We start from the raw sequence: 24,485 nt of genomic DNA, 5'->3' as shown, positions 1-24,485 counted from the left end.
AGCAGCGCTCTTTTCTAGGGGCCCGGTTCCTTCGCTTGTAGGTGTAGCCGGTAAGACCCTTAAAGAAACGCGGCGCCTGGCGCCAAATGACTGAGAGATTAAGCGGCCAACCCATGCCGGGTTGGGCATGTGGTTTAGAGGGCTGAGGCATGTCTAGAGTCTGTCAAGTTACCGGTAAGGGTCCGGTGACTGGGAATAACATTTCCCACGCAAACAACAAAACCCGTCGTCGTTTCCTGCCGAACCTGCAGCATCACCGCTTCTGGGTTGAGTCGGAGAAGCGTTTCGTGCGTCTGCGCGTTTCCGCCAAGGGCATGCGTATCATCGACAAGCGTGGCATTGATGTCGTGCTGGCCGAACTCCGTCGCGATGGCAAGGTATAAGGGAGCTAAATCATGCGTGAATTGATTCGTTTGATCTCGAGCGCCGGTACTGGTCATTTCTACACGACTGACAAGAACAAGCGCACTACTCCGGACAAAATCGAGATCAAGAAATATGATCCGGTTGTTCGCAAGCACGTGATCTACAAGGAAGGCAAAATCAAGTAATTGATTTTGTTTTTCGAGAAAAACCCCGACTGGTTCGGGGTTTTTTTTCGCCTGTTTTTCGGCTGTTTCCTTCATTTCGCATGGCCTTTTCCTGCGTCTCTCCCGTTGTGCCTTTCCTAGACTGCCTGAACAACGGGACAACACAGTCATGGAGGGCGTGGATGATCATTGCGAGGATGTTTGCATTGCTGTTGCTGGTGTTCCTGGCGGCGGCCAGTGTCGCGGTTTCGGCGGCGCCGTCGGCCGATGGCGAAACCGGCACCGACGCCTATGTGCGCCGGATGATCGAGGCGACGCAAGTCGCCTGGCCCGCGCTGGCCGGGTTCAACCAGGCCACCCGGGTGTTTGCCGATATCCAGCTGGTGACCAGCAATGGCCGGCGCGCCTGGGTGATGAATGCCCAGGGCGGGCGCGAAGTGGAGATGGCGCAGGTCACCGCACTGGGGCTGTCACACGAGTACCAGCGCTATCGGAAGATCCGCTGGCAGGGCCGCCCGGCTGTCTTTGTCGGCCTGGGAGAAGCCTTGCCCGAGGATGAGCGGCAGCGCCTGAAGGATCCGCGGGCAGTTCCCGATGTGTTCAGCCTGGCGACCCACGAGGCCTTTCATTTTTACGCCGAGGACGACTGGGTGGTTGGTCCTGGGGCGGAGCGCAGCGTCCTGTATCCCGCGTCCGCCGCGCCGAGGCTATATCGCAACCTGATCATCCGTCACCTGCTGGCGGCGGCCCAGGGACAGCCTGACGGGTTGGCACGGGCCAGCCATTGGCATCGCCGCTGGTTGAGCGAGCATGCCGACGAGGCCAGGCGTGTCGGCAACACCGACCGCTCCGAAGGCAGTGCGCGTCATGTGGAGTCGGTTGCCCGATTGCTGGCGCAGGGCGTACGGCCGGACTCTGCCGAATGGTCGACACTGATGCTCGAAGCGCTGGTCCGGCAGGGGCGGGAAGACTATCTGACCGCCGACCACGAGAGTTATGTGCTGGGCGATCTGGCCGGGTATCTGCTTGAGCGCCAGGGGGTGGACTGGCTGCCGCGTGTCGCCCGGGGCGAGACGCCGGTGGCGATCCTGCTGGGATCGCTGCCACCGCTCGCCACGCCTGCTGACGAGGTGCTGAGCCAGCGCATCGACGCTGCCGTCGCCAAGGCCAATCGCCAGGCGGCGCAGGCCTTCGAGCCGTTCCTGCAGCGTTTCAACGATCCCTCCGGCGCACGCCTGATGGTGTCGAACCGAGCCATGCAGGGCAGTTTCGAGATCGTCCAGTCCTACCTTCTGGCCGCGCAGCCCGAGAAAATCGAAGTGGGGGTGCGGGCGGGCTTCGCCTTCCGTGACGGTCGCATCGAACTCAGGGCGGCCACCGTCGCGAGTCGGCTGCAGGAAGCCTGTGGGCGCGAGGATTTCTACTGGATCCTGGCCCTGACGGCGGACGAACTGGAGAAGGGCGACGACGGTCGCCTGCGCGTCGAGCGCGACGACCTCAAGCTCGACCTGCCCTATCCGGTGCGGGCCGTCGACGACCCGCGCATCTGGTGCATCGAGGCCTGATCAGGCTTTCTGTTCGAAGACCACGTAGATCTTGCGGCAGTGCTCCAGCACTTCCCAGGTGCCCTTGAAGCCTGCTGGAATGACGAAGCGGTCGCCGGCGCGCAAGGTCTTGGCGTTGCCATCGGCATCGCGCAACACCGAAACGCCCTGCACGATTTCGCAGTATTCGTGCTCGGTGTAGTTCACCGTCCATTGGCCGACCGCGCCTTCCCAGACACCGGCATTCATCTGGCCGCACGGGCTGGCGTAGTGATTGAAGATCGTCTGTTCCGGATCGCCCTTGAGCACCTTTTCCGGTACCGGGCGAAAGCGTTCGGGCGTGGTGCTGGCTTCGCTGAAGTCGACGATGTCCTGGATGCTCATGCTGCTTTTCCTCGGCAGTGGTAAGGCGGGTGATCGGCAGTCACGAGTCTATGTTTATTAAAACGAACATGGCAACGGCGTTTACCGACCTTGTGTCAAATATATTGAAACTTCGGGTGCCGCTGGTTTAGGGTGGTGGGTGCCGTGGGCCGAAAACAGGGCTCGTCGGGCAGAATTCTGGACGGTGCTGGCGCAAGAGCGCGTGGCGCTTGTATTTCAATAAGAGGAGGACACTCGCATGACCACCCTGACTCGTGCTGACTGGGAACAACGCGCCCGTGAGCTGAAGATTGAAGGCCGCGCCTACATCAATGGCGAATACACCGCCGCGGTTTCCAACGACACGTTCGAGTGCATCAGCCCGGTCGACGGCCGCCTGCTGACGCATGTTGCCAGCTGCGATGCCGCCGATGCCCAGCGCGCCGTGGAAAATGCCCGTGCCACTTTCAATTCCGGCGTCTGGTCGCGCCTGGCGCCGGCCAAGCGCAAGGCGGCGATGATCCGTTTCGCCGCGCTGCTGAAGACCAATGCCGAAGAGCTGGCCCTGCTTGAAACCCTAGACATGGGCAAGCCGATCACCGACTCGCTGTTCATTGACGTGCCGGGCGCGGCCCAGGCACTGAGCTGGAGCGGCGAAGCCATTGACAAGATCTACGATGAAGTCGCCGCGACGCCCCATGACCAGTTGGGCCTGGTGACCCGCGAGCCGGTCGGCGTGGTCGGCGCCATCGTGCCGTGGAACTTCCCGCTGATGATGGCCTGCTGGAAACTCGGCCCGGCGCTGTCCACCGGTAACTCGGTGATTCTCAAGCCATCGGAAAAATCCCCGCTGACCGCCATCCGCATCGCGGCCCTGGCCGTCGAGGCCGGCATCCCGGCGGGTGTGCTCAACGTGCTGCCCGGTTACGGCCACACCGTCGGCAAGGCCCTGGCCCTGCATATGGATGTCGATACCCTGGTGTTCACCGGTTCGACCAAGATCGCCAAGCAACTGATGGTCTACTCCGGTGAGTCGAACATGAAGCGCGTCTGGCTGGAAGCCGGCGGCAAGAGCCCGAACATCGTCTTTGCCGACGCCCCGGACCTGCAGGCCGCCGCCGAAGCCGCGGCCAGCGCCATCGCGTTCAACCAGGGCGAAGTCTGCACCGCTGGTTCGCGCCTGCTGGTGGAGCGTTCGATCAAGGACACCTTCCTGCCGCTGGTGATCGAGGCGCTGAAGGCCTGGAAGCCGGGCAACCCGCTGGATCCGGCCACCAATGTCGGGGCCCTGGTGGACACCCAGCAGATGAACACCGTGCTGTCCTACATCGATTCCGGCCATGCCGATGGCGCCAAGCTGGTGGCCGGCGGCAAGCGAACCCTCCAGGAGACTGGCGGGACCTATGTCGAGCCGACGATTTTCGATGGCGTGAGCAACGCGATGAAGATCGCCCAGGAAGAAATCTTCGGCCCGGTGCTGTCGGTGATCGCTTTCGATAGCGTCGAAGAAGCCATCCAGATTGCCAACGACACGCCGTATGGCCTGGCCGCTGCCGTCTGGACCGCGAACATCTCCAAGGCACACCTGACCGCCAAGGCCCTGCGTGCCGGCAGCGTGTGGGTCAACCAGTACGACGGCGGTGACATGACCGCGCCGTTCGGTGGTTTCAAGCAGTCGGGTAACGGCCGCGACAAGTCGCTGCATGCGTTCGACAAGTACACCGAGCTGAAGGCGACCTGGATCAAGCTGTAATCTTCAGGGCGCAACAAAACCTGTAGGAGCCGGCTTGCTGGCGATGAGGTCCTGGGGCCTGCGCTGTCAGTCCGGACGCCATCGCCAGCAAGCCGGCTCCCACAAGGAACGCGTCTGACGATCGTTCCCACGCGGAGCATGGGAACGATCGAAGGTATCCAAAAGACACAGCCGGACTTTCCGCAAGGAGGTCCGGCTGCGTTGTCTCCAGACAGAGTTATCCACAGGAGCGTGGAAATGCGTTGGGCGACTTATTTCGCCGTCCTGGCCGCTGTGCTGAGCGTCGGCCTGGCGCTGGGCGTGAGCATGCCGCTGGTGTCGCTGCGGCTGGAAGGCTGGGGCTATGGTTCGTTCGCCATCGGGGTCATGGCGGCGATGCCGGCCATTGGCGTGCTGGTTGGCGCGAGTGTGTCCAGCCGCCTGGCGGCTCACTTCGGTACGGCGCGGCTGATGGCCCTGTGTCTGTGGGCCGGGGCATTGTCCATCGGCCTGCTGGCGCTGTTGCCGAGTTATCCGGTCTGGCTGGTGCTGCGCCTGATGATCGGGGTGATCCTGACCATCGTCTTCATTCTCGGCGAAAGCTGGATCAACCAGTTGGTGGTCGAGCGCTGGCGCGGCCGGCTGGTGGCGCTCTATGGCAGCAGCTATGCCCTGAGCCAGCTGTCCGGGCCGTTGCTGCTGGCGGCGGTGGGCACGCAAGGCGACTACGGTTTCTGGGTCGGGGTGGGCCTGCTGGTGCTTTCGCCGTTCCTGTTGCTGGGCCGTAGCGGGGCTCCGACCTCGGAATCCAGCCGGGTGACCCTGATGGACCTGCTGGGGTTCTGCCGGAACCTGCCGGCGATTGCCTGGGCTATCTCGTTGTTTGCCGCCTTCGAGGCGATGATCCTGACACTGCTGCCGGTCTACTGCCTGCGCCAGGGATTCACGGCGGACATCGCCCTGGCGATGGTCAGCACCGTGGTGGTGGGCGATGCGCTGCTGCAGTTGCCGATCGGAGCCTTGGCCGACCGAATCTCGCGGCGGGCGATGTTCACCGGCTGCGCGGTGGCGCTGATGCTGTCGAGCCTGGCGGTGCCGCTGTTGCTCGACACCCTGTTGATCTGGCCGCTGTGGGTGCTGTTCGGGGCGAGCGCGGGCGGCTTGTTCACGCTGTCGCTGATCCTGATCGGCGAGCGTTATCGTGACGACGCGCTGGTCCGCGCCAACGCCCATGTGGCCCAGCTCTGGGGCATCGGTTGCCTGGTCGGGCCGCTGGCCGCGGGGGCGGGCAGCCAGTGGATCAGCGGGCATGCCTTGCCGCTGTTCATGGCCGCGGGGGCGCTGGGCCTGGTGATCCTGGTACTGCGCCAGGGGGCGTTTGGCCGGACGGAGCCCGTGTCCGCCTAAAGCATGCGCTCCAGCCCGACGCTGCTGGCGAGCCAGGCATTGAAGCGGCGCCACCAGCTCCCGGGTTCGCGATGCAGGACATGTATCCGGCCGTTGTCCTCGGTGACCCAGACCAGTTGCCCGGCTTCCAGCCGTGGCTCGTAGCTCAGGGCCGGGGCCATGCCCTGCAAGGCCAGGGTGCGCACGTGTTCAGCCAGCTCCGGGCTGTCCACCAGCACCCCGACCTCGGTGTTCCACAGCACCGAGCGCGGGTCGAAATTGAACGAGCCGACAAAGGATTTCTGCCGGTCGAAGATCATCGCCTTGCTGTGCAGGCTGGAATCCGAGCCCTTGGATGAGCCGCTGTGGAACAGGTGCGGGCCACTGCCGCCACGGTCGCCGGGTTGGCGGCGCAGTTCGAAGAGTTTCACCCCGTGTGCCAGCAACGCCTTGCGGTAGGGCGCATACCCACCGTGCACCGCCGGCACGTCGGTGGCTTCCAGCGAGTTGGTCAGCAGGCTGACGGCCACTCCGGCGTCCGCTCGTCCCGTCAGGTACACCAGCCCCGGTTGGCCGGGCACGAAGTACGCGGAAATCATCATCAGCTCGGTATGGACATTCTGCAGCTCGGGCGCCAGCTGGGTGGTCAGCAGCAGGCGCGGATCGGGCTCGTTCCTGGCCAGCACCTTGCTCGGCGCATCCCACAGGGCCTGGTTCCAGGCCCAGATCAACTCGCGGCGCCAGGTGTCGAGGCGGGGGCGATAACGGTAATCGGCCAGGCGCTGGTACAGCGCGGGGTTCTGCTGGCGCCAGGCGTCGAGGGACTGTTCCAGGCGGGTGCGGGTGTCCGCCAGGTCGCGAGCGGTGGGTTGGCGCGAGAGGAACTCGCCGATGGGTTTGCTCAGGGCGCTGTTCCAGTACTGGTCGAAGCTGTGGCCGAGCTGTTCGGCCACCGGTCCCACGCCGAGCATGTCGATATCGGTGAAGTTCAGGTCCGGTTGCGCGCCGAAATACTCGTCGCCCAGATTGCGTCCGCCGACGATGGCCGCGCTGTTGTCGGCCAGCCACAGCTTGTTGTGCATGCGCCGGTGTTGCAGGGACAGGTTGAACAGCCGGCCCAGGGTGCGCGTGGCCACGGTGCTGCGCCCCAGGTCCAGCGGATTGAACAGGCGGATCTGGATGTTCGGGTGGGCGGCCAGGGTGGCGATGATGTCGTCGAGGCCGTCGCTGGTGGTGTCGTCCAGCAGGATTCGCACGCGCACGCCGCGGTCGGCGGCCTTGAGCAGTTCGTCCACCAGCATCCGTGTGCTCAGGCCGTCGTGGACGATGTAGTACTGCAGGTCGAGGCTGCTCTGGGCGTTGCGGATCAGTTCGGCCCGGGCCCGGAAGGCCTCGCCGCCATTGGGCAGCAGGCGAAAGCCCGAGCGCCCCTGGTAGGCCGCGGCCTGGGCCTGGAGCGCGCGGCCGAAGGCCGAGTCCGCTGCCGGCAAGGCCTGGCTGGGGATTCGGGGAACTTCCAGTGAGGCGCATCCGCTCAAGAGCAGGGCGATCAACAGCAAACAGGATTTCAAGCGCAGTCGCCCTGAGTCATGGCAGGTATTGGCATATGGACGCTGTCCGGCGGATAAAGGTCAATCGCTGCCGCACGGGTTTTCGGCCAGCAGCCGGGTCGCCGCCACGCCGACCTTGCGCACGGCTTCCTCGACCTGTGCCGTCGGCTTGGCAGCGTAGTTCATCCGCAGGCAATTGCGGTATTTGCCCGAGGCCGAAAAGATGCTGCCCACGGCGACCTGGACGCCCTGGTCCACCAGTTCGCGATTGAGCCGCTGGGTGTCGAAGCCATCCGGCAGCTCGACCCACAGCATGAAGCTGCCCTGGGGCCGGCTGGCCCGGGTCCCGGCGGGAAAGTAGCGGCTGACCCAGTCGAGCATCAAGTCGCGATTGCGCTGGTATTGCGTACGCATCCGCCGCAAATGCGGTTCGAAATGACCGTTGCGCAGGAAGTCGGCGATGGCCAGCTGCGGCTGCGGGGCAGTGGCGCCGGTGCTGATGTACTTCATGTGCAGCACGCGTTCCAGGTAGCGCCCGGGCGCCACCCAGCCGATGCGCAGGCCCGGGGCCAGGGTCTTGGAAAACGAACTGCAGAGCAGGACCCGGCCATCGTCGTCGAAGGACTTGATGGTGCGTGGACGCGGGTAGGTGTAGGACAGCTCGCCATACACATCGTCCTCGATGATTGCCACGTCGAAACGTTGTGCCAGCTGCAACAGCGCGCGTTTGCGCGACTCCGGCATGATATAGCCCAGCGGATTGTTGCAGTTGGGGGTCAACTGTATGGCCTTGATCGGCCACTGTTCGAGCGCCAGTTCGAGGGCGTCGAGGCTGATCCCGGTGATCGGGTCGGTGGGGATTTCCAGGGCCTTCATGCCCAGGCCCTTGAGGGTCTGCATGGCGCCATGGAAGCTCGGCGAGTCCACCGCGATGATGTCGCCATGGTCGCAGGTGGCGCGGATGCTGGCGGATAGTGCTTCATGGCAACCGGTGGTGACCACCAGGTCGTGGGGGCCGAGCTGGCAGCCGGAGTCGAGCATCAGCCGGGCGATCTGCTCGCGCAGGCCCAGGTTGCCGTAGATGTTGTCGTAGGCCAGCCCTGGCAGGTCCTGGCGCCGGCTGATCTGTGCCAGGCTGCGCAGCAGCGGTTTCATGGTCGGGCTGCCGACGTCCGGTATGCCCCGGCCCAACTGTACGGTGTCCTTGCGCGGTACCGCACGGATCAGTTCCAGCACCTGGTCCCACTGGGAGATCTCCACCGGCCGCTGGGCCGGGCGCCCCACCACCGGCAAGGCCGGCAATTCGCGGCTGGTCGGCACGAAATAGCCGGACTTTGGCTTGGGCAGGGCCAGGCCGTTGTCCTCCAGCATCCGGTAGGCCTGCTGCACCGTGCTCAGGCTGACCCCATGTTCCACGCTCAATGCCCGTACAGAAGGCAAACGGTCGCCTGGGCGATAGAAGCCTTGTTCTATGCGGGTTCCCAGCAGTTCGGCGAGGTTGATGTAGAGGGTCATGGCGGGTGCTCGCTCAGGAGGGAAACGGTTGACCAGTACAGATAGGTGGAAAATACAGGATTCAGTGACGATTTTGTCAATTCTGTATGGAAATAATACAGGAGGATTGAATCTGTAATGGTTTTCCCCGAATCGTCATGCTCTCTGCTCATGGCAACCGAGTAACAAAGGAGCAGCGGCAATGAACGGTTTGAGCGATGTGCGTCTGGTTTTGCGCAGTCAGGAACTGATGATCGAGCAGGAGCACGCGGGTGCGGTTTCCGTCCGCCAATGCGCGCCCGCGCTGGGTCGGATGGAGCTGCTCTGGCATCGCCTGCGTACCCGCAAGGTGCTGCTCGAACTCACGCCCGACGAGTTGCGGGATATCGGGCTGAGTCGGGAGCAGGCAAGGGCGGAAGGCCTGAAACCTTTCTGGCGGTCTTAACGCAATTCCTTGAGGCGATGCCAGAGCATGCCCAGGGCCAGCAGCGGAGAACGCAGGTACTTGCCGCCCGGGAAGGTGATATGCGGCACCCGGGCGAACAGGTCGAAGCCATCGCTCTGCTGGCCGCTGATGGCTTCGGCCAGCAGCTTGCCGGCCAGGTGGGTGGCGTTGAGCCCGTGTCCGGCATAGGCCTGGGCGTAATACACGTTGGGCTGCTCCTTCAGGCGACCGATCTGTGGCAGCCGGTTGGCGCCGATACCGATCATCCCGCCCCAGTGGTAATCGATCCTGGCCCCGGCCAGTTGCGGGAACACCTCAAGCATTTTCGGTCGCATATAGGCGGCGATATCTTGCGGATCACGCCCGGAGTAATGGCAGGCGCCCCCGAACAGCAGGCGACGGTCGGCCGATAGCCGATAGTAATCCAGCGCGACCCGTTGATCGCAGACCGCCATGTTCTGCGGCAGCAACGAGCGGGCCTGGGCTTCGCTCAGGGGCTCGGTGGCGATGATATAGCTGCCGGCGGGCAACACCTTGCCGCCGAGTTCGCTGTTGAGCCCGTTGAGATAGGCGTTGCAGCCGAGGACCAGGGTCTTGGCGCGAACCGAACCCTGGGCGCAGTGCACCCGCACTTCGGGGCCGTAATCGATACGGGTCACCGCCGACTGCTCGAACAGCCGCACCCCCAGTTGCGTGGCGGCGGCCGCTTCGCCCAACGCCAGGTTCAATGGGTGCAGATGACCGGAGCCCATGTCCACCAGGCCGCCGACATAACGCTCGGAGCCGACCACGCTGTGCATTTCATGGGCTTGCAGCAGGCGGGTTGCATGGCGATAGCCCAGTTGCCGGAGTTCCTCGGCGTCCTCGGCGAAGCCTTCGAGGTCGCGGGGCTTGTTGGCCAGGTCGCAGTAGCCCCAGGTCAGGTCGCAGTCGAGCTGGAAGTGCTCGATGCGCCGGCGGACGATGTCCACGGCCTCCAGCCCCATCAGCTTCAACTGCCGTACGCCGTCCTGGCCGAGGATGTCGGTGAACTGCTCAAGCCCATGGCCGACGCCGCGGATCAGTTGCCCGCCGTTGCGTCCGCTGGCACCCCAGCCGATCTTGCGCGCCTCCAGCAGGACCACGCTCAGGCCGCGCTCGGCCAGTTCGATGGCGGTATTGAGCCCGGAGAAACCGCCGCCGACCACACAGACATCGGCCTGCACCTCACCTTGCAGGAGCGGATATTCCGGCTGCGGGTGGCTGCTGGCGGCGTAGTAGGAGGTGGTGTGCCGGGCAGGGGCGTTCATGTGCATGATCCTGATTTTTGTGTTTGGAAAATTTTACGGAGGATAAGCCGGACCCTTGCGGGCGGGCAACCGCGGGGCGGCTACCGCTGTCTGCTGTCGGGCTTTTCAGGCAGAATTCTTACCCATCCCTGTCTCCGGTAATCGCCCCGATGAGCTGCAACAGCCAGAAAATCCGCTTTCTCCGGCAGCAGATCCCGTCTTTCGAGTGCGTGCCGGGTTGTCACGACTGCTGTGGGCCGGTGACCACCTCATCGGAGGAAATGGCCCGTCTGCCGCGCAAGACCGCGGCCGAACAGGAAGCGGCGCTGAACGAACTGAACTGTGTGCACCTGGGGCCGAACGGTTGCACGGTGTATGACGAGCGACCGTTGATCTGCCGCCTGTTCGGCACCACGCCGAGCCTGCCGTGCCCCAATGGCCGGCGTCCGGTTGAAATGATTCATCCACGTGCCGAGAAGCAGGTACACGAGTACATCGCCAGCACCCGCCAGGTCCTGGTCTGAGCCCATGGATCGTTCGGCGGATCAGTCCGGAATCGGCAGGTTCAGGCTCTCCTTCACCTCTTCCATCACGATATAGCTCTTGGACTCCCTCACATGAGGCAGCTTGAGCAGGATATCGCCCAGCAGCTTGCGATAGGACGCCATCTCGGAAATCCGTGCCTTGACCAGGTAGTCGAAGTCACCCGAGACCAGGTGGCACTCCAGCACATGCGGCAGCTTCAACACGGCGCGGCGGAATTCCTCGAAGGTGTCGCCGGACTTGTAGTCGAGGCTGATCTCGACGAACACCAGCAGGCTGCCCTTGAGGTGCTGCGGGTTGAGCCGGGCGTTGTAGCCCATGATGATCCCCTCGCGTTCCAGCCGCCGGACCCGCTCGGTGCAGGGTGTGGTGGACAAACCGACCTTTTCCCCCAGCTCGGTGAACGAGATGCGCCCGTCGGCCTGGAGGATCCGCAGGATGTTGCGGTCGATCTTGTCCAGCTCGCGTTTGGTCTGGTGGTTGGTTCGCATAGGGGATGCGCCTCCGTGAAAAGCCATATTGCCGAGAATTCTCGCCAAATATAGGCGGTTATATAGTGAAAAGCACTGGCTATTGTTTTTTACACTGCGCGCATCTTCGCTCTGAACAACAAACATCGGCAGCTGGCCGCGATTGAGGGACATACACATGCGAGTTCTGGTATTGGGCAGTGGCGTCATCGGTGTCGCCAGCGCTTATTATCTGGCCCGAGCCGGCTTTGAAGTGGTGGTGGTCGACCGTCAGCCTGCCGCCGCCAGGGAAACCAGCTTCGCCAACGCCGGCCAGGTCTCGCCGGGTTATGCCTCGCCCTGGGCCGCGCCTGGCGTGCCGCTCAAGGCCATCAAGTGGCTGCTGCAACGCCATGCGCCGCTGGCGATCAAGGCCACCGCCGATGTCGACCAGTACCTGTGGATGGCGCAGATGCTGCGCAACTGCACGGCCAGCCGCTACGCGGTGAACAAGGAGCGCATGGTCCGCCTGTCCGAGTACAGCCGTGACTGCCTCGACGAATTGCGCGCCGAAACCGGCATTGCCTACGAGGGCCGCAGCCTGGGCACCACCCAGCTGTTCCGCACCCAGGCGCAACTGGACGGCGCGGCGAAGGACATCGCGGTGCTGAAAGAGTCCGGCGTGCCCTACGAACTGCTCGACCGCGCCGGCATTGCCCGCGTCGAACCGGCCCTGGCCAGCGTCACCGATATCCTCGCCGGTGCCCTGCGCCTGCCGAACGACCAGACCGGCGACTGCCAGATCTTCACCACCCGCCTGGCCGAAATGGCTGCCAAGCTGGGCGTGGAATTCCGCTTCGAACAGGATATCCAGCGTCTCGACTACGCCGGCGACCGGATCAACGGGGTGTGGATCGACGGCAAGCTGGAAACCGCCGACCGCTACGTCCTGGCCCTGGGCAGTTATTCGCCGCAGTTGCTCAAGCCGCTGGGGATCAAGGCACCGGTCTACCCGCTCAAGGGTTACTCGCTGACCGTGCCGATCACCAATTCGGCAATGGCTCCGACCTCGACCATTCTCGACGAAACCTACAAGGTCGCGATCACCCGTTTCGACAACCGTATCCGCGTTGGCGGCATGGCGGAAATCGCCGGTTTTGACCTGTCGCTGAACCCACGTCGGCGCGAAACACTGGAGATGATCGTCAACGACCTCTATCCTCAGGGCGGCGACCTCCAGGCGGCCAGTTTCTGGACCGGCCTGCGTCCGACCACCCCCGACGGCACCCCGATCGTGGGCGCCACGCCGTTCCGCAATCTGTTCCTGAATACAGGCCACGGTACGCTCGGCTGGACCATGGCCTGTGGTTCCGGTCGCCTGCTGGCCGACCTGATGGCGAAGAAAACGCCGCAGATCAGCGCAGAAGGCCTCGATATTTCCCGTTATGGCAATCACCAGGAGACTGCAAGACATGTCAATCCAGCGCCAGCTCACCAATGAGCGCATGAGCCAGATCGTCGTTCACAACGGGACCGTGTATCTGGCCGGGCAAGTCGGCGACGACATGAGCGCCGGGATTGAGACGCAGACCCGTGAAGCCCTGGGCAATATCGAGCGTTTGCTGGACCTGGCGGGCACCGACAAGACCAGGCTGCTGTCGGTGACCATCTACCTGAAAGACGTCGATGCCGATTTCGCCGGGATGAACTCGGTCTGGGACAAGTGGCTGCCCAAGGGCGTGGCCCCGGCCCGTGCCACGGTGCAGGCCAAGCTCTGCGAACCGGAAATCCTGGTCGAGCTGTCCGTCGTGGCCGCCCTGCCTTAACGCAAGATCCCTCTCCCGGCACGGCGTGTGGCAACACCGCTTGTCGTGCCGGTTTTTTATTCCCAACCGACCGTCCAGAAGTCTGCCGCCATGCGTCCTGCCCGTGCCCTGATCGACCTCCAGGCCTTGCGCCACAACTACCAGCTGGCCCGTGAAATATCGGGGGCCAAGGCCCTCGCCGTGATCAAGGCCGATGCCTATGGCCATGGTGCGGTGCGTTGCGCCCAGGCCCTGGAAGCCGAGGCCGACGGTTTTGCCGTGGCCTGCATCGAGGAAGCGCTGGAGTTGCGCGCCGCGGGCATCCGCGCGCCGATCCTGCTGCTGGAAGGCTTTTTCGAAGCCGACGAGCTGGCGTTGATCGTCGAGCACGATTTCTGGTGCGTGGTGCATTCGCTGTGGCAACTGGAGGCCATCGAGCGGACGGCGGTCGGTGCGCCGATCACCGTCTGGCTGAAGCTGGACTCGGGCATGCACCGTGTCGGCCTGCACCCGGCGGACTACCAGGCGGCCTACCAGCGCCTGCTGGCCAGTGGCAAGGTGGCGAAGATCGTGCTGATGAGCCACTTCGCCCGCGCCGATGAACTGGGCTGCCAGCGCAGCGACGAGCAGGTCGCCGTATTCGAGGCGGCGCGCCAGGGCCTGTCGGCAGAAGTCAGCCTGCGCAATTCCCCGGCGGTGCTGGGCTGGCCGAGCATTCCCAGCGACTGGGTGCGTCCGGGGATCCTGTTGTTCGGCTCCACGCCGTTCGGCGAGGAACATCCGGTGGCGGCGCGCTTGCAGCCGGTCATGACCCTGGAGTCGAAAATCATCAGCGTGCGCGAACTGCCGGCTGGCGAGCCGGTGGGCTACGGGGCGCGGTTCATCACGCCCAAGCCGATGCGGGTCGGTGTGGTCGCGATGGGCTACGCCGACGGTTATCCACGGCATGCGCCGACCGGCACGCCGGTGCTGGTGGCCGGGCAGCGCAGCCAGCTGCTGGGACGGGTATCGATGGACATGCTGTGTGTCGATCTGACGGACGTGCCCCAGGCCGGGCTCGGTTCGACTGTGGAATTGTGGGGCCGGAACATCCTCGCCAGCGAGGTGGCCGCCTGCGCCGAGACCATCCCGTACCAGATCTTCTGCAACCTGCGTCGGGTCCCGAGGCTCTACACCGGGAGCTAGCGCCTGGCGCAGCGCCTCACGGAAAGTTCTGCCGAAGTGGATTCGGGCCAAAGTGTTGTAAATACTGAACGCTATGCCATGATATCGCTCAATTACAACAATTGCCTGAATCCCTGGGAGGCTGCCGCATTGGACGTCGGTGAACGACTGCAATCCATCCGCAAACTGAAAGGTCTGTCTCAACGTGAACTCGCCAAGCGTGCGGGCGTCACCAATAGCACCATTTCAATGATCGAGAAAAACAGCGTCAGTCCCTCGATCAGCTCACTGAGAAAGGTGCTTGGCGGCATTCCCATGTCGATGGTCGAGTTTTTTTCCGAAGAGATTCTCCAGGAAAAACCGACGCAGATCGTCTACAAAGCCAACGAACTGATCGATATCTCCGATGGCGCCGTGACCATGAAGCTGGTCGGGCGGGCCCATCCGAGCCGCGCCATCGCGTTTCTCAACGAAATCTATCCACCAGGCGCCGATACCGGCGAGGAAATGCTGACTCACGAAGGTGAGGAAACCGGCATCCTGGTCGAAGGGCGGCTGGAACTGGTGGTCGGCCTGGAAACCTTCGTGCTCGAAGCGGGCGACAGCTACTATTTCGAAAGTACCAAGCCGCACCGCTTTCGCAATCCGTTCGATACACCGGCGCGACTAATCAGCGCAGCGACACCCGCGAATTTCTGAGAACCAGAGGCGCCAGGTCACGGATTTCAAGGCGCCCGGCCGTACGGATACGCGACTGGGGTAATACCCCTGTAACTCAAGGGGTTGTTTCGCAGTGGCGGTCTTACCGCTATACTCACGCCCGCCTGCGAAACCGTGGTTCGGGGTGTGATTAGCCACCATTGAGGGTGTACGCGTGAATCCAATTATGAAAATGCTGGCCGTACCAGCAACCGTGTTGGCCCTATGGGCTGTCAGCGCTCAAGCTGCGACGAACGACGATATTGCCAAACGCCTGGAGCCGGTCGGCCAGGTCTGTGTACAGGGCCAGGAATGCAAGGGGATGGAAGTTGCAGCCTCGGCCGGTGGCGGTGGCGGGGCGAAGACGCCCGACGAGGTGATTGCCAAGCACTGTAATGCCTGCCATGGCAGCGGTCTGCTGGGCGCGCCGAAAATCGGCGACGCGGCCGACTGGGGCAAGCGTGCCAAGGAACAGGGCGGCCTGGATGGCCTGCTGGCCAAGGCCATCACCGGGATCAACGCGATGCCGCCAAAAGGCACCTGCGCCGATTGCTCCGATGACGAGCTCAAAGGCGCCATCGGCAAGATGTCCGGCCTGAAATAACGCGGGTCCCGCGCTGAAAAAGCCGCTTTCGAGCGGCTTTTTCGTGTCTGGCGTTTACATCTTGTGGCTGTCATTTGCAGCAAAGAGCGGGCAAGCTCGGTCCAACCTCAATTCAGGGAAAGGTGGGGAGGATCGAATGGTGCAGGACTGTTCTATCGAGCAAGCGGTCGACGAGGTGCTGGCGCGGTTGCCGGTGCATATCCACATGGGCATGCCCCTGGGGCTGGGCAAACCCAATCGTTTCGTCAATGCCCTGTACCGGCGTGTCAGCCGGTTGCCGGAGCGCCGGCTGACGATCTACACGGCCCTGAGCCTGGGCCGCCCAGCCCTTGGCGATGGTTTGCAACGGCGCTTTCTCGAGCCCTTCGTGGCGCGGGTGTTCGGTGATTACCCGGAACTGGATTTCCTCGCCGACCTGCATCGTGACACGCTGCCGTCGAACATCCATGTCGAGCAGTTCTTCATGCAGCCCGGCAGCCTGCTCAACAGCGCGGCGGCGCAGCAGGACTACGTCAGCAGCAACTACAGCCACGCGGCCCGGGATATCAATGCCAGCGGCCTGAACCTGGTGGCCCAGCTGGTCGCCGCCGATCCGCGGCAGCCGGACCGGCTGAGCCTGAGCTGCAACCCGGACATCACTCTCGATCTGTTGCCGATGATCGCCAGGCGCCGTGCCGCCGGTGAAACCATCCTCCTGCTGGGCCAGGTCCATGGCGACCTGCCCTACATGCCGGGCGACTCTGAAATCGACCGTGACGCCTTCGACCTGCTGATCGACGAGCAGGAGCAAAGCACCCTGTTTTCCACGCCGAACATGCCCGTGGACACCCAGGATCACTTTATCGGCCTGCATGCCAGTACCCTGGTGCGCGATGGCGGGACCCTGCAGATCGGCATCGGCTCCATGGGCGATGCGCTGACGGCGGCGCTGCTGGCGCGCCACGCGGATAACGGAGGCTATCGGGCACTGCTCGCCGATATCGACGTGCTGCCATGGAAGTCGCTGATCGACCGGCAGGGCGGTACCGAGCCGTTTGCCCGGGGGCTCTACGGCTGCAGCGAGATGTTCGTCAACGGCCTGCTGGTACTGGCCGATGCGGGGATCGTGCGGCGCAAGGTCTATGCCGATATCGCCCAGCAGCGCCAGGCCAATGCCGGGCTGCTCGACGAGACGACGGCGGTCGGCGGCATCGCCGTGCACGGTGGCTTCTTTCTCGGGCCGCAGAGCTTTTACCAGCGCTTGCGGGAGTTGCCGAAGGAGCGGCTCGCCGAGTTCAACATGACCGCCATCAGCTACATCAACGAGTTGTATGGCCAGGAGGAACTCAAGCGCCTGCAACGCCTGGATGCGCGATTTATCAACAGCGCCTTCACCATGACGCTGCTCGGGGCCGGTGTCGCCGACCAGCTGGAAGACGGGCGGGTGCTCAGCGGAGTGGGCGGGCAGTACAATTTCGTGGCCCAGGGACATGCCCTGGAAGGTGCACGCTCGGTGCTGATCCTGCGTAGCTGGCGCGAATCTGCGGGCGAGGTCAGTTCGAATATCGTCTGGGAATACGGCCATTGCACCATTCCCCGGCACCTGCGCGACATCGTCGTGACCGAGTACGGGATTGCCGACCTGCGCGGCAGGAACGATGCGACGGTGATCGAGGCATTGCTCAATATCAGCGACTCGCGGTTCCAGGCCGGCCTGATCGAGCAGGCGCAGAAGGTCGGCAAGCTGCCGAAGGACTTCCGCCTCGATCCGCGTTTTGCCGATAACCGTCCGGAGCGCCTGCAGGCGATCCGGGCGCGGCACCCGCAGCTGTTTCCGGAGTATCCGCTGGGCAGCAATTTCAGCGCCGAGGAGCGTGACCTGCTGCGGGCGCTGAACTGGCTCAAGAGCAAGTTCAAGCTGAGCGAAGTCTTCGAGCTGGGCAAGGCGACGCTGGACGCACCCGAGCCGTCGGTATTCCCCGAGCACCTGCAACGCATGGGCCTGACCCAACCGCAAGGACTGCGCGAGGAGCTCTACCAGCGCCTGCTGCTGGCGGGACTGCAGGCCACAACCGGCTAGGCGGCATGCTATCGCGGCCTGTCACCTGCCTCAGTTGTAGCTGATGTTGACGGTCACGGTGCTGACCAGCGTGCCTCTGGTGACCGTGCCGGTGGTCTTGTGATACGCCGCGCCCAGCGGCAGCACCGCCCGATCGCTCGATACCGTCACGGTCCGTGAGCCGTTGTGGCTCAGGGTCGACTCGACGCCGCCGATCCGCGAGTACAGCCACAGGCCGACACCGGCGGCGTCGCCGGTGTTCCTGAACAGCGCGGCGTTGCCGGTTGCCGGTGTACCGGTGAATCTGAAGGTCACGTTGGAGGCATTGCGGCAGTTGGCGCTGATCTCGAAGGTTTTCTTGGCCAGCCAGGTGCCGGTGAAGTTCGAGAGCCGGATGGTGTCCAGCGTCACCGTGCGATTGACGTCGCCCGTTGCCAGGTCGCAGGTGGGAACCGGAGCGACGATGGTGCCCCTGCCCAGCAGGATATTGTATTCCCGCGGGTTGAAATGCGAGGGCACCGGTTCCCACCACGTCCTGGCAATCACGCGGGGCACGATGCTGCCGGAGGAGATGGGGCCGGTCTTGATCAGCCGGTAGTTTATTTCATAGGCGTAGGTCTTGTTGCTCGCCGACAGATTGGTCTGGCTGTACGTTCGCTGGGTGTTGTTGCTCAGGATACCGGTGACGATGTTGTGCGCCCCCACCTGGGTGTCACCGTTGGTCCTGAAGACAATGCCGATGCCCGGCATCCCGGTCGGGTAGACGCTATAGGATCGAGATCCGTCGTTATAGGTCGACACCGCGCCGGCGGCCCCCTGGGCACTGAATTTCACATCGGTGCGGCTATCGCAGTACCAACTGACACGCTTGGTGCCGTGGGTCACGCTCGGAAAGTCTCGCCAGCCGGTGAGCGGGCTGCCGACCGATGCATTGAGATCGGTCACCGTGACCGTGCCGATATCACCGGAATAACCACCCGGATGATAGACGGAAGACGTGCACGCGGCGAACGCCTGCCCGGACATGAACCCGAGCAGCGCCACCGCGGATATTGCCTTGTAGGGTTTGTTCATTTGCCTCCCCTGGTTGTTGATACCGATGGTTCCCGGGCCCGGCGCACGCGACCTGCGTGAACCTGTTTGCCTCAGTTGTAGGTGATTTCCACAGTCGCCAGGCTCTCCAGCGTGCCTTCGCTTACCGTCCCGGATTTCCAGTAGGCCGCCCCCAGCGGCAGCACGGCCAGGCCGGCATTCGGCGTCAGGGTGCGGACATTCTCGCGACCGTCGGCGCGAATGGTCTGCTGCACGCCCCCCAGGCGCGAGTACAGCCACAACCCCAGGCCCCTGGCGTCGCCGGTGTTGGCGAACCGGGCACCATCCGAGGGTGCCGGGGTGCCATGGAAGGTGAAGGTGACGCTGTTGATATCCGACTCGCAGCGGGCACTCAGCTCGAAGGGCTTGTGACCCGCCGAGTCCGTATTGGCGAAGTCACTGACCTTGACCGAGGGCAGGCGTATGGGCTGCTCGATGTCATCGGCAACCAGGCTGCAGGTGCCACCCTCGACAGTGCCTTTGATCTGCAGGTTTCCCGGATTCAGGACCTCGGTGGCCGAGGCTTGGGCGATGGCCGTAACCGTCAGCACCAGGGATATCAGGTACGTTTTCATGGGGTGTAGTCCGTTCTGGCGGGCCGGCTGGAGGCTGCTTCCACATAGGGTTTGGGGCGTCAGTTGTAGGTAATGGTCACGGAGGCCGTGGTCAGCAACGAACCCTTGGAAACGGTGCCGATCCTGATGTAGTGCGCGCCCATCGGCAGTACCGCGCGGCCGGAGGTTGCCGCAATGGTTCGCGAGCGAGCGGTGGCGTCGCCGTTGGCCGGGAAGTTGTAGATGGATCCGCCGATGCGCGACTGGATCACGGTGGCAATGCCGGCGGCGTTGCCGTCGTTGGCGAAGCGTGTGGGGGCGGTGGGAGCCGACTTTCCGGCAAAGGTGAAGGTGACATTCCTGATATCCGAGTCGCAGTTGGCGGTCAGGTTGAACTCATGCAATCCGGCCCACTCGGCGCTATCGAAGTCACTGACTTTGACATTGGGCAGATTGATCGTGCGGGTGACGTCACTGGTGGCCAGGTGGCAGGTCCCGCCCTGGATAGTCCCGCGGATGGTCAGGCTGCCGGTCTGGACCGCCTGGGCGGTGGCGCTGATCGTTGTCGCAGCGATGCACAAGGAGAGTGCGAAAAGAGGTGATTTCATTGTCGGGGTCCTCATGGGTTGGGAAGTCGATCGGTTCGTGGCGGTTGGTGAAAGACGCCGCCGACCACGGGCTTGCTCAGTTGTAGGAAATGTTGACGGTGACGGTGCTGACCAGCGTGCCCTTGGTCAGGGCGCCGGTGGTCTTGTGATACTCCGCGCCCATTCGCAGCACGGCCCGGTTGGCGGATACCGCCACGGTCCGGGTGCTGTTGTGGCTGACCGTCTGGTTCGGGGTATGCAGCCATAACGCAACGCCGCCGGCCGTGCCGCTTGTGTTGGCGAAGAGCGCGGGGTTGGTGGGCGCCGGAGTGCCGGTGAACCTGAAGGTGACGTTCGAGGCGTTGCTGCAGGTGGCGGTCAGGTCGAAGTGCTTGACGCCGGTGGAGATGCCGGTGAAGTTGGCGATCTGCACGGGGTCGAGCGTGATGGTGCGATTGACGTCGCCGGTGGCCAGGTCGCAGGTGGCGGTGGGCGCGACGAAGCTGACCGCGTTGTTCAGGAGAACCGTGTGGATGGTGCGTCCATCCCAGCTGTTGACCATGAGGTTGCCGCTGGGGACCGTGCCGTTCGATACGTTCCCGATCTTGTAGAACTGCGCCTCCATGGTCAACATCGTGTGTTCGTAGGCTGTGTAGCCCAGTGCAATCGAGCTGCTGTGGAGAGGCATGGGATACAAGACTCCTCCCCTGAGCGTTGCATGGGCCCGCATGCCGATCCCTGGAACGTTGGTTCGATAGACATTCGTCAGCCCGGGAAGCGCCACCCAGTCGGCGGTGGTGTACCGCCCGACCGTTTGCTGCATGATCGGCGGGCTGCAGGTGCTGATGCCGCTGGGGTAGGGACCACCGAAGGGGGCCCTGGCGATCACGGCGCCCACGGGCAGAGTTGACGGCACGCTGATGGTCGCTGGAAACGTCACGCCGTTGCGGGGGTTGCTCGGGTAATAGTTGCACGCGGCCTGGGCTGTCACGGGCAGCAGGAGGACCAGCAACGCACACGCTGCCTGGAGGGGGCGTTTCATGTGTGGTCTCGCCTGAAGCAGGGACTGGAGTCTGTCGACCGGAGCGTTTGCGGGGCAGGTATTCGCGACCATGATCAAGCCTCATCTGCAGGAGTATCGGGCGGGGTCGAGCGGGACGTATCGCTACTGTCGGCCCGGCATTCCCCCTCCATTTGACGTAAGCCCTCCGAGTCGGCGAGCGTGCCCAGGTCGTAGGCGATCCGGCAGCTGTCCGCGCTGCTCGGCCCCCACTTGACCGTCAACTGGCCGCTATCGTCTGGCAGCCGGACAAACACCATGCTGTTCTGCCCGACCACGCCCACGTTGGCCTCGCTTTCATCGAACACATCGGCACCGAACGGCAGCGGGCTGCCATCTTCCCGACTGGCATTGATGATCACGGCCCGCCCGCTGCTGGTCTCATACTTCATCACCACCACGGAACCGGCCCGGGGGCGACGTTGTGCGAGGCGGACTTGAGCTCCACGTCGTGGGACATGTCGCGAGGGTCCAGTTCGACCACGTTCTGGCGGTACGGGGTGAGGTGCGGCACCACGGCGTACCCCTTGCCGTCCACCTGGGCATCGTTGTTGCTGCCGACCCAGGCCCCCTTGGCACCGGGTGCGTGGACCAGGCCGATGGTGTCGCCCAGTTCCGGGCTCAGGGTCAGGCCGTCGGCATGGGCGACCAGCCCGCCGGACAACCCCAGCGATTGCGAGTGGTAGCCGTTGCCCTGGCTGTGGCTGGTGGAAGCCACGGCATAGCGGCTGCGGTATTGCAGGTCGGCGTTGAAGCTGTTGCCGACGCCATTGCCGGCGTGGCTGGCCGAAACCCCGTAGTTGACCTCGCTGCGTTCGCCCCAGGTGCCGCCCAGGCCGGCCTGGACACTGCTTTGCCGGTCGCCGCGGGTGAGGTTGCTCCACAGGTTCGGTGCGCGGTTCGAGTAGCCCAGCGGCAGGCTGATGGTGAGGTCGATCTGGTTGCTGCTGCGCTCGGTCAGCAGGTCGCGGCTGCGCTGGGCGCTGATGGTGTAGTTCATGCGTTGCCAGGAACTGCTATAGCCGGCGGTGAAGCTCAGGCTGCCGCCCTTGCGGTTCCAGTAGTTCTGCGACGAGCCGGTGAGGAATACCGATCCCTGGTCCAGGCTCTGGTTGAGGCTGACATCCAGGCGTTCGCGCACCCGGCTGACTTTTTCCAGGTCCCCGCCCCGGCGGGCGATATCCCGCAGTTGCGCGGTGTCGCGGGCACTGAGGAAACCGTCGGTGGAATAGCGGAAGGCACCCAGGGCGAAGTTGGTCCCGGTATCGGCGAAGTTCTTGTTGTAGCGGGCCTGCAGGCTCTGGCCGCGACGATTGGCAAACCCCGGCAGTTCAGACTGGGAGGTGGTCAGGTCGAGGGAGATCGCCCCCACCGGCGTATTGAACGCCGCTCCCAGCAGTTGCGAGTGATAGCCTTCCGACGCCAAGGCGCCGACATAGCCGGTGACCAGGTTGTTGAGACCGTACTGGAAGGTGCCCTGGCTCAGCCAGGGCTTGCTGTCGACACCGAGCTCGTCCATTTCGCCGAGGCTCAGCGAGTAGCGGCTGTAGCCCGGCCGGATCAGGTTGACGTTGGAGGCGAACGGCACGATGAACTGCCGTTGCCGGCCATCGGCCTCGGTGACGGTGACCTCCAGGTCGCCGCCGTAACCGGTGGGAAACAGGTCATTGAGCACGAATGGGCCCGGCGGTACGGTGACTTCGTCCAGCAGTATGCCGCGCTGGCGCACGCTGACCCGGGCGTTGGTTTCGGCCACGCCACGGACGATGGGCGCGTAGCCGGTCAATGAGTCGGGCAGCATGCGATCGTCGGTGGACAGGGTCATGCCGCGCAGGCGGATGCTGTCGAACAGCTCGCCGGTGGTGTAGATCTCGCCGGCCATGAGTTGCGATTGCAGCCCGGGCAGTTCCCGTTGCAGATAGGTGGCGCTGCTCTGGTAGCTGCTGCTGGCTTCGTTGCTGCTGTAGGCGCCGTTGTGTCGCAGGTGCCAGCCGTTGAGGTTGAGACCGGTGTGCAGCCCCAGGTAGTTGGAGAACGATGAGCGGCCCTTGTTGTTGTTCATGAAACCGTTGGCGTTGTAGCGCACGAACGCCGCGTTCACCCCCGGATCCCAATGCTCCGGGCTGACGTAGCCGCGTGCCGTGCGTGACAGGTAGAGCTGTGGCACCTGCAGGTCCAGCCGTCCTTCACCGGCATCGAAACTGACGCTGGCGCCGGGGATGTAGGTGCCGATATCGCCACAGGTAGACAGCGGCGGCAGCGCCGGCGGCACGGGTTCACCGGCTTCGGCGGCCTTCTGCGCGATGCCATCGAGATCTACCCCGAGCCGGGTCAGCAGCGGGCGTTCCAGGCAGAGCTGGGCATTGTTGCGGCCCTCGACGGCGGCGAAGGTCAGTTCTTCCCGGCCGATCCAGATGCCGTTGACGGAGACGTCCGCGCGGTACTGGCCCGGCAGGACCACGTTGCCTTCGTTGAAGCGCGAGATGTCGATCTGTCCGCCGCCACCGGGGAAGAACGCCGGGTTGAACTCCACCCGCTCGACCTCGTCCGCGGCCAGGGCATTGCCGGCTGCCAGCAGCAGGAGGCTGTGAATGACATGGGCCAGACGGTTGCGCGGGGTGCGCAATCCGCCGGGTACAGACTGGGTCTTCGATCTCATCGCAAACATTCCAAACCTTGTGTATTGCCGGATTCGGGCAAGCCGGGCCCGACCGTCGCGCGTTCTTGTTCGCGGACGGGGCGGGAGTTCCTTTACTGGCTGGCGTTCCAGGCGCGCCAGGCGCTGATATCAGCCGGTCATGGCGTGACCTGGACCTTGTGCGAATGCCGGGCGCCGTAGTCGTCGATGGTCTGGAACTCGACCAGGGCGCCAGCGGCGGGGGCCGACTTCAGGCTCGGCAGGACGAAGCGGTTGCTGGCATTCGGGTTGACCATGTTCCCGGCGCCTGTCTGGCCGACCGGCTTGGCATGGCGTTGGCCCGCCGCGACCAGTTCCACCGAATCGAAGTTCAGGTGGTAGGGCGTAGGGTTATGCACTTCCAGGGCGGGTCCCTGGACGCCGGACACCAGTGTCCAGCGCAGTTTTTCCACGGCTTGCGCGGGCGGGTAGGGCAGGTCCCGCGGCCGGAAAAACACCTTGATGCGCGTGCGGAAGGCGAGTTGCAGCTGGTTGCTCTCTTCCGAGTCCCGGGCCTTGGGCGGTACCTCCAGCATGTTCAGCCAGAACAGGCTCTCCTTGTCCTTGGGCAGCGATTCGCCGGTATAGGCCAGGCGCACGACCTGTTGCTTGCCCGGTTCCATGCGGAAGATCGGGGGCGTGGCGAGGAAGGGCACCCGGGCCTGTTCCGGCGCCACTTCTTCGTCGCCGGTGTCCAGCCAGACCTGCACCAGGGCCGGTTTCTGGTTCTTGTTCTCGAACCGGATGGTCACTTCCTTCTGGTTCGCCGGGTACACCACCCGGGTGCCGGTGATGATGACGCTGGCTCGGGCCATGAAGCTGGTGCTCAGCATCAGGATTGCGAGGGCAAGCAGGATGACGAGGCGTGCGGTCGCGGCGCTGCGCGGGAGTGTGTTCATGA

The 24,485-nt window shown here is 64.0% G+C and carries 23 protein-coding genes and 1 pseudogene; 13 read left to right on the top strand and 11 right to left on the bottom strand.

The window, feature by feature from the left end:
- Positions 1-149 precede the first annotated feature (149 nt).
- The 3 genes from rpmB to KI243_RS31900 all read left to right on the top strand — a co-directional run bounded on the left by rpmB (position 150) and on the right by KI243_RS31900 (position 2,095).
- Positions 150-383 (top strand): 50S ribosomal protein L28, encoded by a 234-nt coding sequence (gene rpmB / locus KI243_RS31910; protein WP_007921114.1) that lies wholly within the window; start codon positions 150-152, stop codon positions 381-383.
- Positions 384-395: 12 nt separating this feature from the next.
- Entirely contained in the window at positions 396-551 is a 156-nt protein-coding gene (rpmG, locus tag KI243_RS31905; protein ID WP_003177274.1) for a 50S ribosomal protein L33, read from the top strand.
- A 161-nt stretch (positions 552-712) separates the two neighbouring features.
- On the top strand, positions 713-2,095 hold the full coding sequence (locus KI243_RS31900; RefSeq protein ID WP_017125537.1) for a hypothetical protein: 1,383 nt from the start codon (positions 713-715) through the stop codon (positions 2,093-2,095).
- Here KI243_RS31900 and KI243_RS31895 read toward each other — a convergent pair whose 3' ends face one another.
- A complete protein-coding gene (locus KI243_RS31895; protein ID WP_017125536.1) occupies positions 2,096-2,458 on the bottom strand; it encodes a cupin domain-containing protein in 363 nt (120 codons plus the stop codon).
- A gap of 238 nt (positions 2,459-2,696) precedes the next feature.
- Here KI243_RS31895 and KI243_RS31890 point away from each other — a divergent pair, with 238 nt between their 5' ends.
- Together KI243_RS31890 and KI243_RS31885 are read left to right on the top strand one after the other, a co-directional pair.
- Complete coding sequence (locus KI243_RS31890) at positions 2,697-4,190, top strand: aldehyde dehydrogenase (protein ID WP_017125535.1); 1,494 nt, start codon at positions 2,697-2,699, stop codon at positions 4,188-4,190.
- Between the two features lie 237 nt (positions 4,191-4,427).
- A complete protein-coding gene (locus KI243_RS31885) occupies positions 4,428-5,576 on the top strand; it encodes an MFS transporter (protein WP_017125534.1) in 1,149 nt (382 codons plus the stop codon).
- On the opposite strand, the gene KI243_RS31880 is transcribed toward KI243_RS31885, so the two are convergent.
- Together KI243_RS31880 and KI243_RS31875 are read right to left on the bottom strand one after the other, a co-directional pair.
- Complete coding sequence (locus tag KI243_RS31880) at positions 5,573-7,126, bottom strand: phospholipase D family protein (protein WP_244861799.1); 1,554 nt, start codon at positions 7,124-7,126, stop codon at positions 5,573-5,575. The two genes, KI243_RS31885 and KI243_RS31880, sit on opposite strands and share 4 nt — an antisense overlap.
- Before the next feature lie 60 nt (positions 7,127-7,186).
- Positions 7,187-8,620: a PLP-dependent aminotransferase family protein gene (locus KI243_RS31875; protein ID WP_017125532.1), complete on the bottom strand. Its 1,434-nt coding sequence runs from the start codon at positions 8,618-8,620 to the stop codon at positions 7,187-7,189.
- 181 nt (positions 8,621-8,801) lie between these two features.
- Here KI243_RS31875 and KI243_RS31870 point away from each other — a divergent pair, with 181 nt between their 5' ends.
- Positions 8,802-9,044 carry a DUF1127 domain-containing protein gene (locus KI243_RS31870; RefSeq protein WP_017125531.1) on the top strand — a complete coding sequence of 81 codons (243 nt, stop codon included), beginning with the start codon at positions 8,802-8,804 and terminating at the stop codon, positions 9,042-9,044.
- On the opposite strand, the gene KI243_RS31865 is transcribed toward KI243_RS31870, so the two are convergent.
- The gene (locus KI243_RS31865; protein ID WP_212810287.1) at positions 9,041-10,333 is read right to left on the bottom strand and encodes an FAD-binding oxidoreductase; all 1,293 of its coding nucleotides are present in this window, start codon (positions 10,331-10,333) and stop codon (positions 9,041-9,043) included. The two genes, KI243_RS31870 and KI243_RS31865, sit on opposite strands and share 4 nt — an antisense overlap.
- A 149-nt stretch (positions 10,334-10,482) precedes the next feature.
- On the opposite strand from KI243_RS31865, the gene KI243_RS31860 reads away from it, so the two are divergent.
- Positions 10,483-10,836, top strand: coding sequence for a YkgJ family cysteine cluster protein (locus tag KI243_RS31860; protein ID WP_177087231.1), 354 nt, complete (start codon positions 10,483-10,485; stop codon positions 10,834-10,836).
- A gap of 21 nt (positions 10,837-10,857) precedes the next feature.
- Here the strand turns inward: KI243_RS31860 and KI243_RS31855 are convergent, their stop codons facing one another.
- Positions 10,858-11,346: an Lrp/AsnC ligand binding domain-containing protein gene (locus KI243_RS31855; RefSeq protein ID WP_017125528.1), complete on the bottom strand. Its 489-nt coding sequence runs from the start codon at positions 11,344-11,346 to the stop codon at positions 10,858-10,860.
- Between the two features lie 157 nt (positions 11,347-11,503).
- Between KI243_RS31855 and dadA the strand changes: the two genes are divergently transcribed.
- The 6 genes from dadA (at position 11,504) to KI243_RS31825 (ending at position 17,635) form a co-directional block, all read left to right on the top strand.
- Positions 11,504-12,805, top strand: a complete 1,302-nt coding sequence (gene dadA / locus KI243_RS31850) for a D-amino acid dehydrogenase (protein ID WP_212810286.1) — start codon at positions 11,504-11,506, stop codon at positions 12,803-12,805.
- The gene (locus tag KI243_RS31845; protein WP_177118605.1) at positions 12,777-13,130 is read left to right on the top strand and encodes a RidA family protein; all 354 of its coding nucleotides are present in this window, start codon (positions 12,777-12,779) and stop codon (positions 13,128-13,130) included. The genes dadA and KI243_RS31845 overlap by 29 nt, the downstream gene beginning before the upstream one ends.
- A gap of 90 nt (positions 13,131-13,220) precedes the next feature.
- A complete protein-coding gene (alr, locus tag KI243_RS31840) occupies positions 13,221-14,294 on the top strand; it encodes an alanine racemase (protein ID WP_177087229.1) in 1,074 nt (357 codons plus the stop codon).
- Positions 14,295-14,423: 129 nt separating this feature from the next.
- Positions 14,424-14,972: a cupin domain-containing protein gene (locus KI243_RS31835; RefSeq protein ID WP_042935159.1), complete on the top strand. Its 549-nt coding sequence runs from the start codon at positions 14,424-14,426 to the stop codon at positions 14,970-14,972.
- Positions 14,973-15,159: 187 nt separating this feature from the next.
- Positions 15,160-15,576, top strand: coding sequence for a c-type cytochrome (locus KI243_RS31830; RefSeq protein ID WP_305729616.1), 417 nt, complete (start codon positions 15,160-15,162; stop codon positions 15,574-15,576).
- A gap of 136 nt (positions 15,577-15,712) precedes the next feature.
- Positions 15,713-17,635 carry an acetyl-CoA hydrolase/transferase family protein gene (locus KI243_RS31825; RefSeq protein WP_177118606.1) on the top strand — a complete coding sequence of 641 codons (1,923 nt, stop codon included), beginning with the start codon at positions 15,713-15,715 and terminating at the stop codon, positions 17,633-17,635.
- Positions 17,636-17,665: 30 nt separating this feature from the next.
- Here KI243_RS31825 and KI243_RS31820 read toward each other — a convergent pair whose 3' ends face one another.
- The 6 genes and pseudogenes from KI243_RS31820 to KI243_RS31795 all read right to left on the bottom strand — a co-directional run bounded on the left by KI243_RS31820 (position 17,666) and on the right by KI243_RS31795 (position 24,483).
- The gene (locus tag KI243_RS31820) at positions 17,666-18,688 is read right to left on the bottom strand and encodes a fimbrial protein (RefSeq protein ID WP_017125521.1); all 1,023 of its coding nucleotides are present in this window, start codon (positions 18,686-18,688) and stop codon (positions 17,666-17,668) included.
- A 71-nt stretch (positions 18,689-18,759) separates the two neighbouring features.
- The gene (locus KI243_RS31815) at positions 18,760-19,281 is read right to left on the bottom strand and encodes a fimbrial protein (RefSeq protein WP_212810285.1); all 522 of its coding nucleotides are present in this window, start codon (positions 19,279-19,281) and stop codon (positions 18,760-18,762) included.
- A 59-nt stretch (positions 19,282-19,340) separates the two neighbouring features.
- The gene (locus KI243_RS31810; protein ID WP_212810284.1) at positions 19,341-19,868 is read right to left on the bottom strand and encodes a fimbrial protein; all 528 of its coding nucleotides are present in this window, start codon (positions 19,866-19,868) and stop codon (positions 19,341-19,343) included.
- 76 nt (positions 19,869-19,944) lie between these two features.
- A complete protein-coding gene (locus tag KI243_RS31805) occupies positions 19,945-20,889 on the bottom strand; it encodes a fimbrial protein (protein WP_212810283.1) in 945 nt (314 codons plus the stop codon).
- Positions 20,890-20,963: 74 nt separating this feature from the next.
- Positions 20,964-23,566: pseudogene (locus tag KI243_RS31800) on the bottom strand (fimbria/pilus outer membrane usher protein).
- Positions 23,567-23,703: 137 nt separating this feature from the next.
- Complete coding sequence (locus tag KI243_RS31795; RefSeq protein ID WP_212810282.1) at positions 23,704-24,483, bottom strand: fimbria/pilus periplasmic chaperone; 780 nt, start codon at positions 24,481-24,483, stop codon at positions 23,704-23,706.
- Between the last annotated feature and the right edge of the window lie 2 nt (positions 24,484-24,485).

This window comes from Pseudomonas sp. Ost2 (assembly GCF_018326065.1).
GTDB classification, from domain to species: Bacteria; Pseudomonadota; Gammaproteobacteria; order Pseudomonadales; family Pseudomonadaceae; genus Aquipseudomonas; species Aquipseudomonas gingeri.
This window is presented reverse-complemented; position numbering and strand designations above follow the sequence as displayed.

Bases quoted from the DNA above. Each gene is read 5' to 3' on its own strand.
- rpmB (WP_007921114.1), top strand. From the start codon at position 150: ATGTCTAGAGTCTGTCAAGTTACCGGTAAGGGTCCGGTGACTGGGAAT.
- rpmG (WP_003177274.1), top strand. From the start codon at position 396: ATGCGTGAATTGATTCGTTTGATCTCGAGCGCCGGTACTGGTCATTTC.
- KI243_RS31900 (WP_017125537.1), top strand. From the start codon at position 713: ATGATCATTGCGAGGATGTTTGCATTGCTGTTGCTGGTGTTCCTGGCG.
- KI243_RS31895 (WP_017125536.1), bottom strand. From the start codon at position 2,458: ATGAGCATCCAGGACATCGTCGACTTCAGCGAAGCCAGCACCACGCCC.
- KI243_RS31890 (WP_017125535.1), top strand. From the start codon at position 2,697: ATGACCACCCTGACTCGTGCTGACTGGGAACAACGCGCCCGTGAGCTG.
- KI243_RS31885 (WP_017125534.1), top strand. From the start codon at position 4,428: ATGCGTTGGGCGACTTATTTCGCCGTCCTGGCCGCTGTGCTGAGCGTC.
- KI243_RS31875 (WP_017125532.1), bottom strand. From the start codon at position 8,620: ATGACCCTCTACATCAACCTCGCCGAACTGCTGGGAACCCGCATAGAA.
- KI243_RS31870 (WP_017125531.1), top strand. From the start codon at position 8,802: ATGAACGGTTTGAGCGATGTGCGTCTGGTTTTGCGCAGTCAGGAACTG.
- KI243_RS31865 (WP_212810287.1), bottom strand. From the start codon at position 10,333: ATGAACGCCCCTGCCCGGCACACCACCTCCTACTACGCCGCCAGCAGC.
- KI243_RS31860 (WP_177087231.1), top strand. From the start codon at position 10,483: ATGAGCTGCAACAGCCAGAAAATCCGCTTTCTCCGGCAGCAGATCCCG.
- KI243_RS31855 (WP_017125528.1), bottom strand. From the start codon at position 11,346: ATGCGAACCAACCACCAGACCAAACGCGAGCTGGACAAGATCGACCGC.
- dadA (WP_212810286.1), top strand. From the start codon at position 11,504: ATGCGAGTTCTGGTATTGGGCAGTGGCGTCATCGGTGTCGCCAGCGCT.
- KI243_RS31845 (WP_177118605.1), top strand. From the start codon at position 12,777: ATGTCAATCCAGCGCCAGCTCACCAATGAGCGCATGAGCCAGATCGTC.
- alr (WP_177087229.1), top strand. From the start codon at position 13,221: ATGCGTCCTGCCCGTGCCCTGATCGACCTCCAGGCCTTGCGCCACAAC.
- KI243_RS31830 (WP_305729616.1), top strand. From the start codon at position 15,160: ATGAAAATGCTGGCCGTACCAGCAACCGTGTTGGCCCTATGGGCTGTC.
- KI243_RS31825 (WP_177118606.1), top strand. From the start codon at position 15,713: ATGGTGCAGGACTGTTCTATCGAGCAAGCGGTCGACGAGGTGCTGGCG.
- KI243_RS31820 (WP_017125521.1), bottom strand. From the start codon at position 18,688: ATGAACAAACCCTACAAGGCAATATCCGCGGTGGCGCTGCTCGGGTTC.
- KI243_RS31815 (WP_212810285.1), bottom strand. From the start codon at position 19,281: ATGAAAACGTACCTGATATCCCTGGTGCTGACGGTTACGGCCATCGCC.
- KI243_RS31810 (WP_212810284.1), bottom strand. From the start codon at position 19,868: ATGAAATCACCTCTTTTCGCACTCTCCTTGTGCATCGCTGCGACAACG.
- KI243_RS31805 (WP_212810283.1), bottom strand. From the start codon at position 20,889: ATGAAACGCCCCCTCCAGGCAGCGTGTGCGTTGCTGGTCCTCCTGCTG.
- KI243_RS31795 (WP_212810282.1), bottom strand. From the start codon at position 24,483: ATGAACACACTCCCGCGCAGCGCCGCGACCGCACGCCTCGTCATCCTG.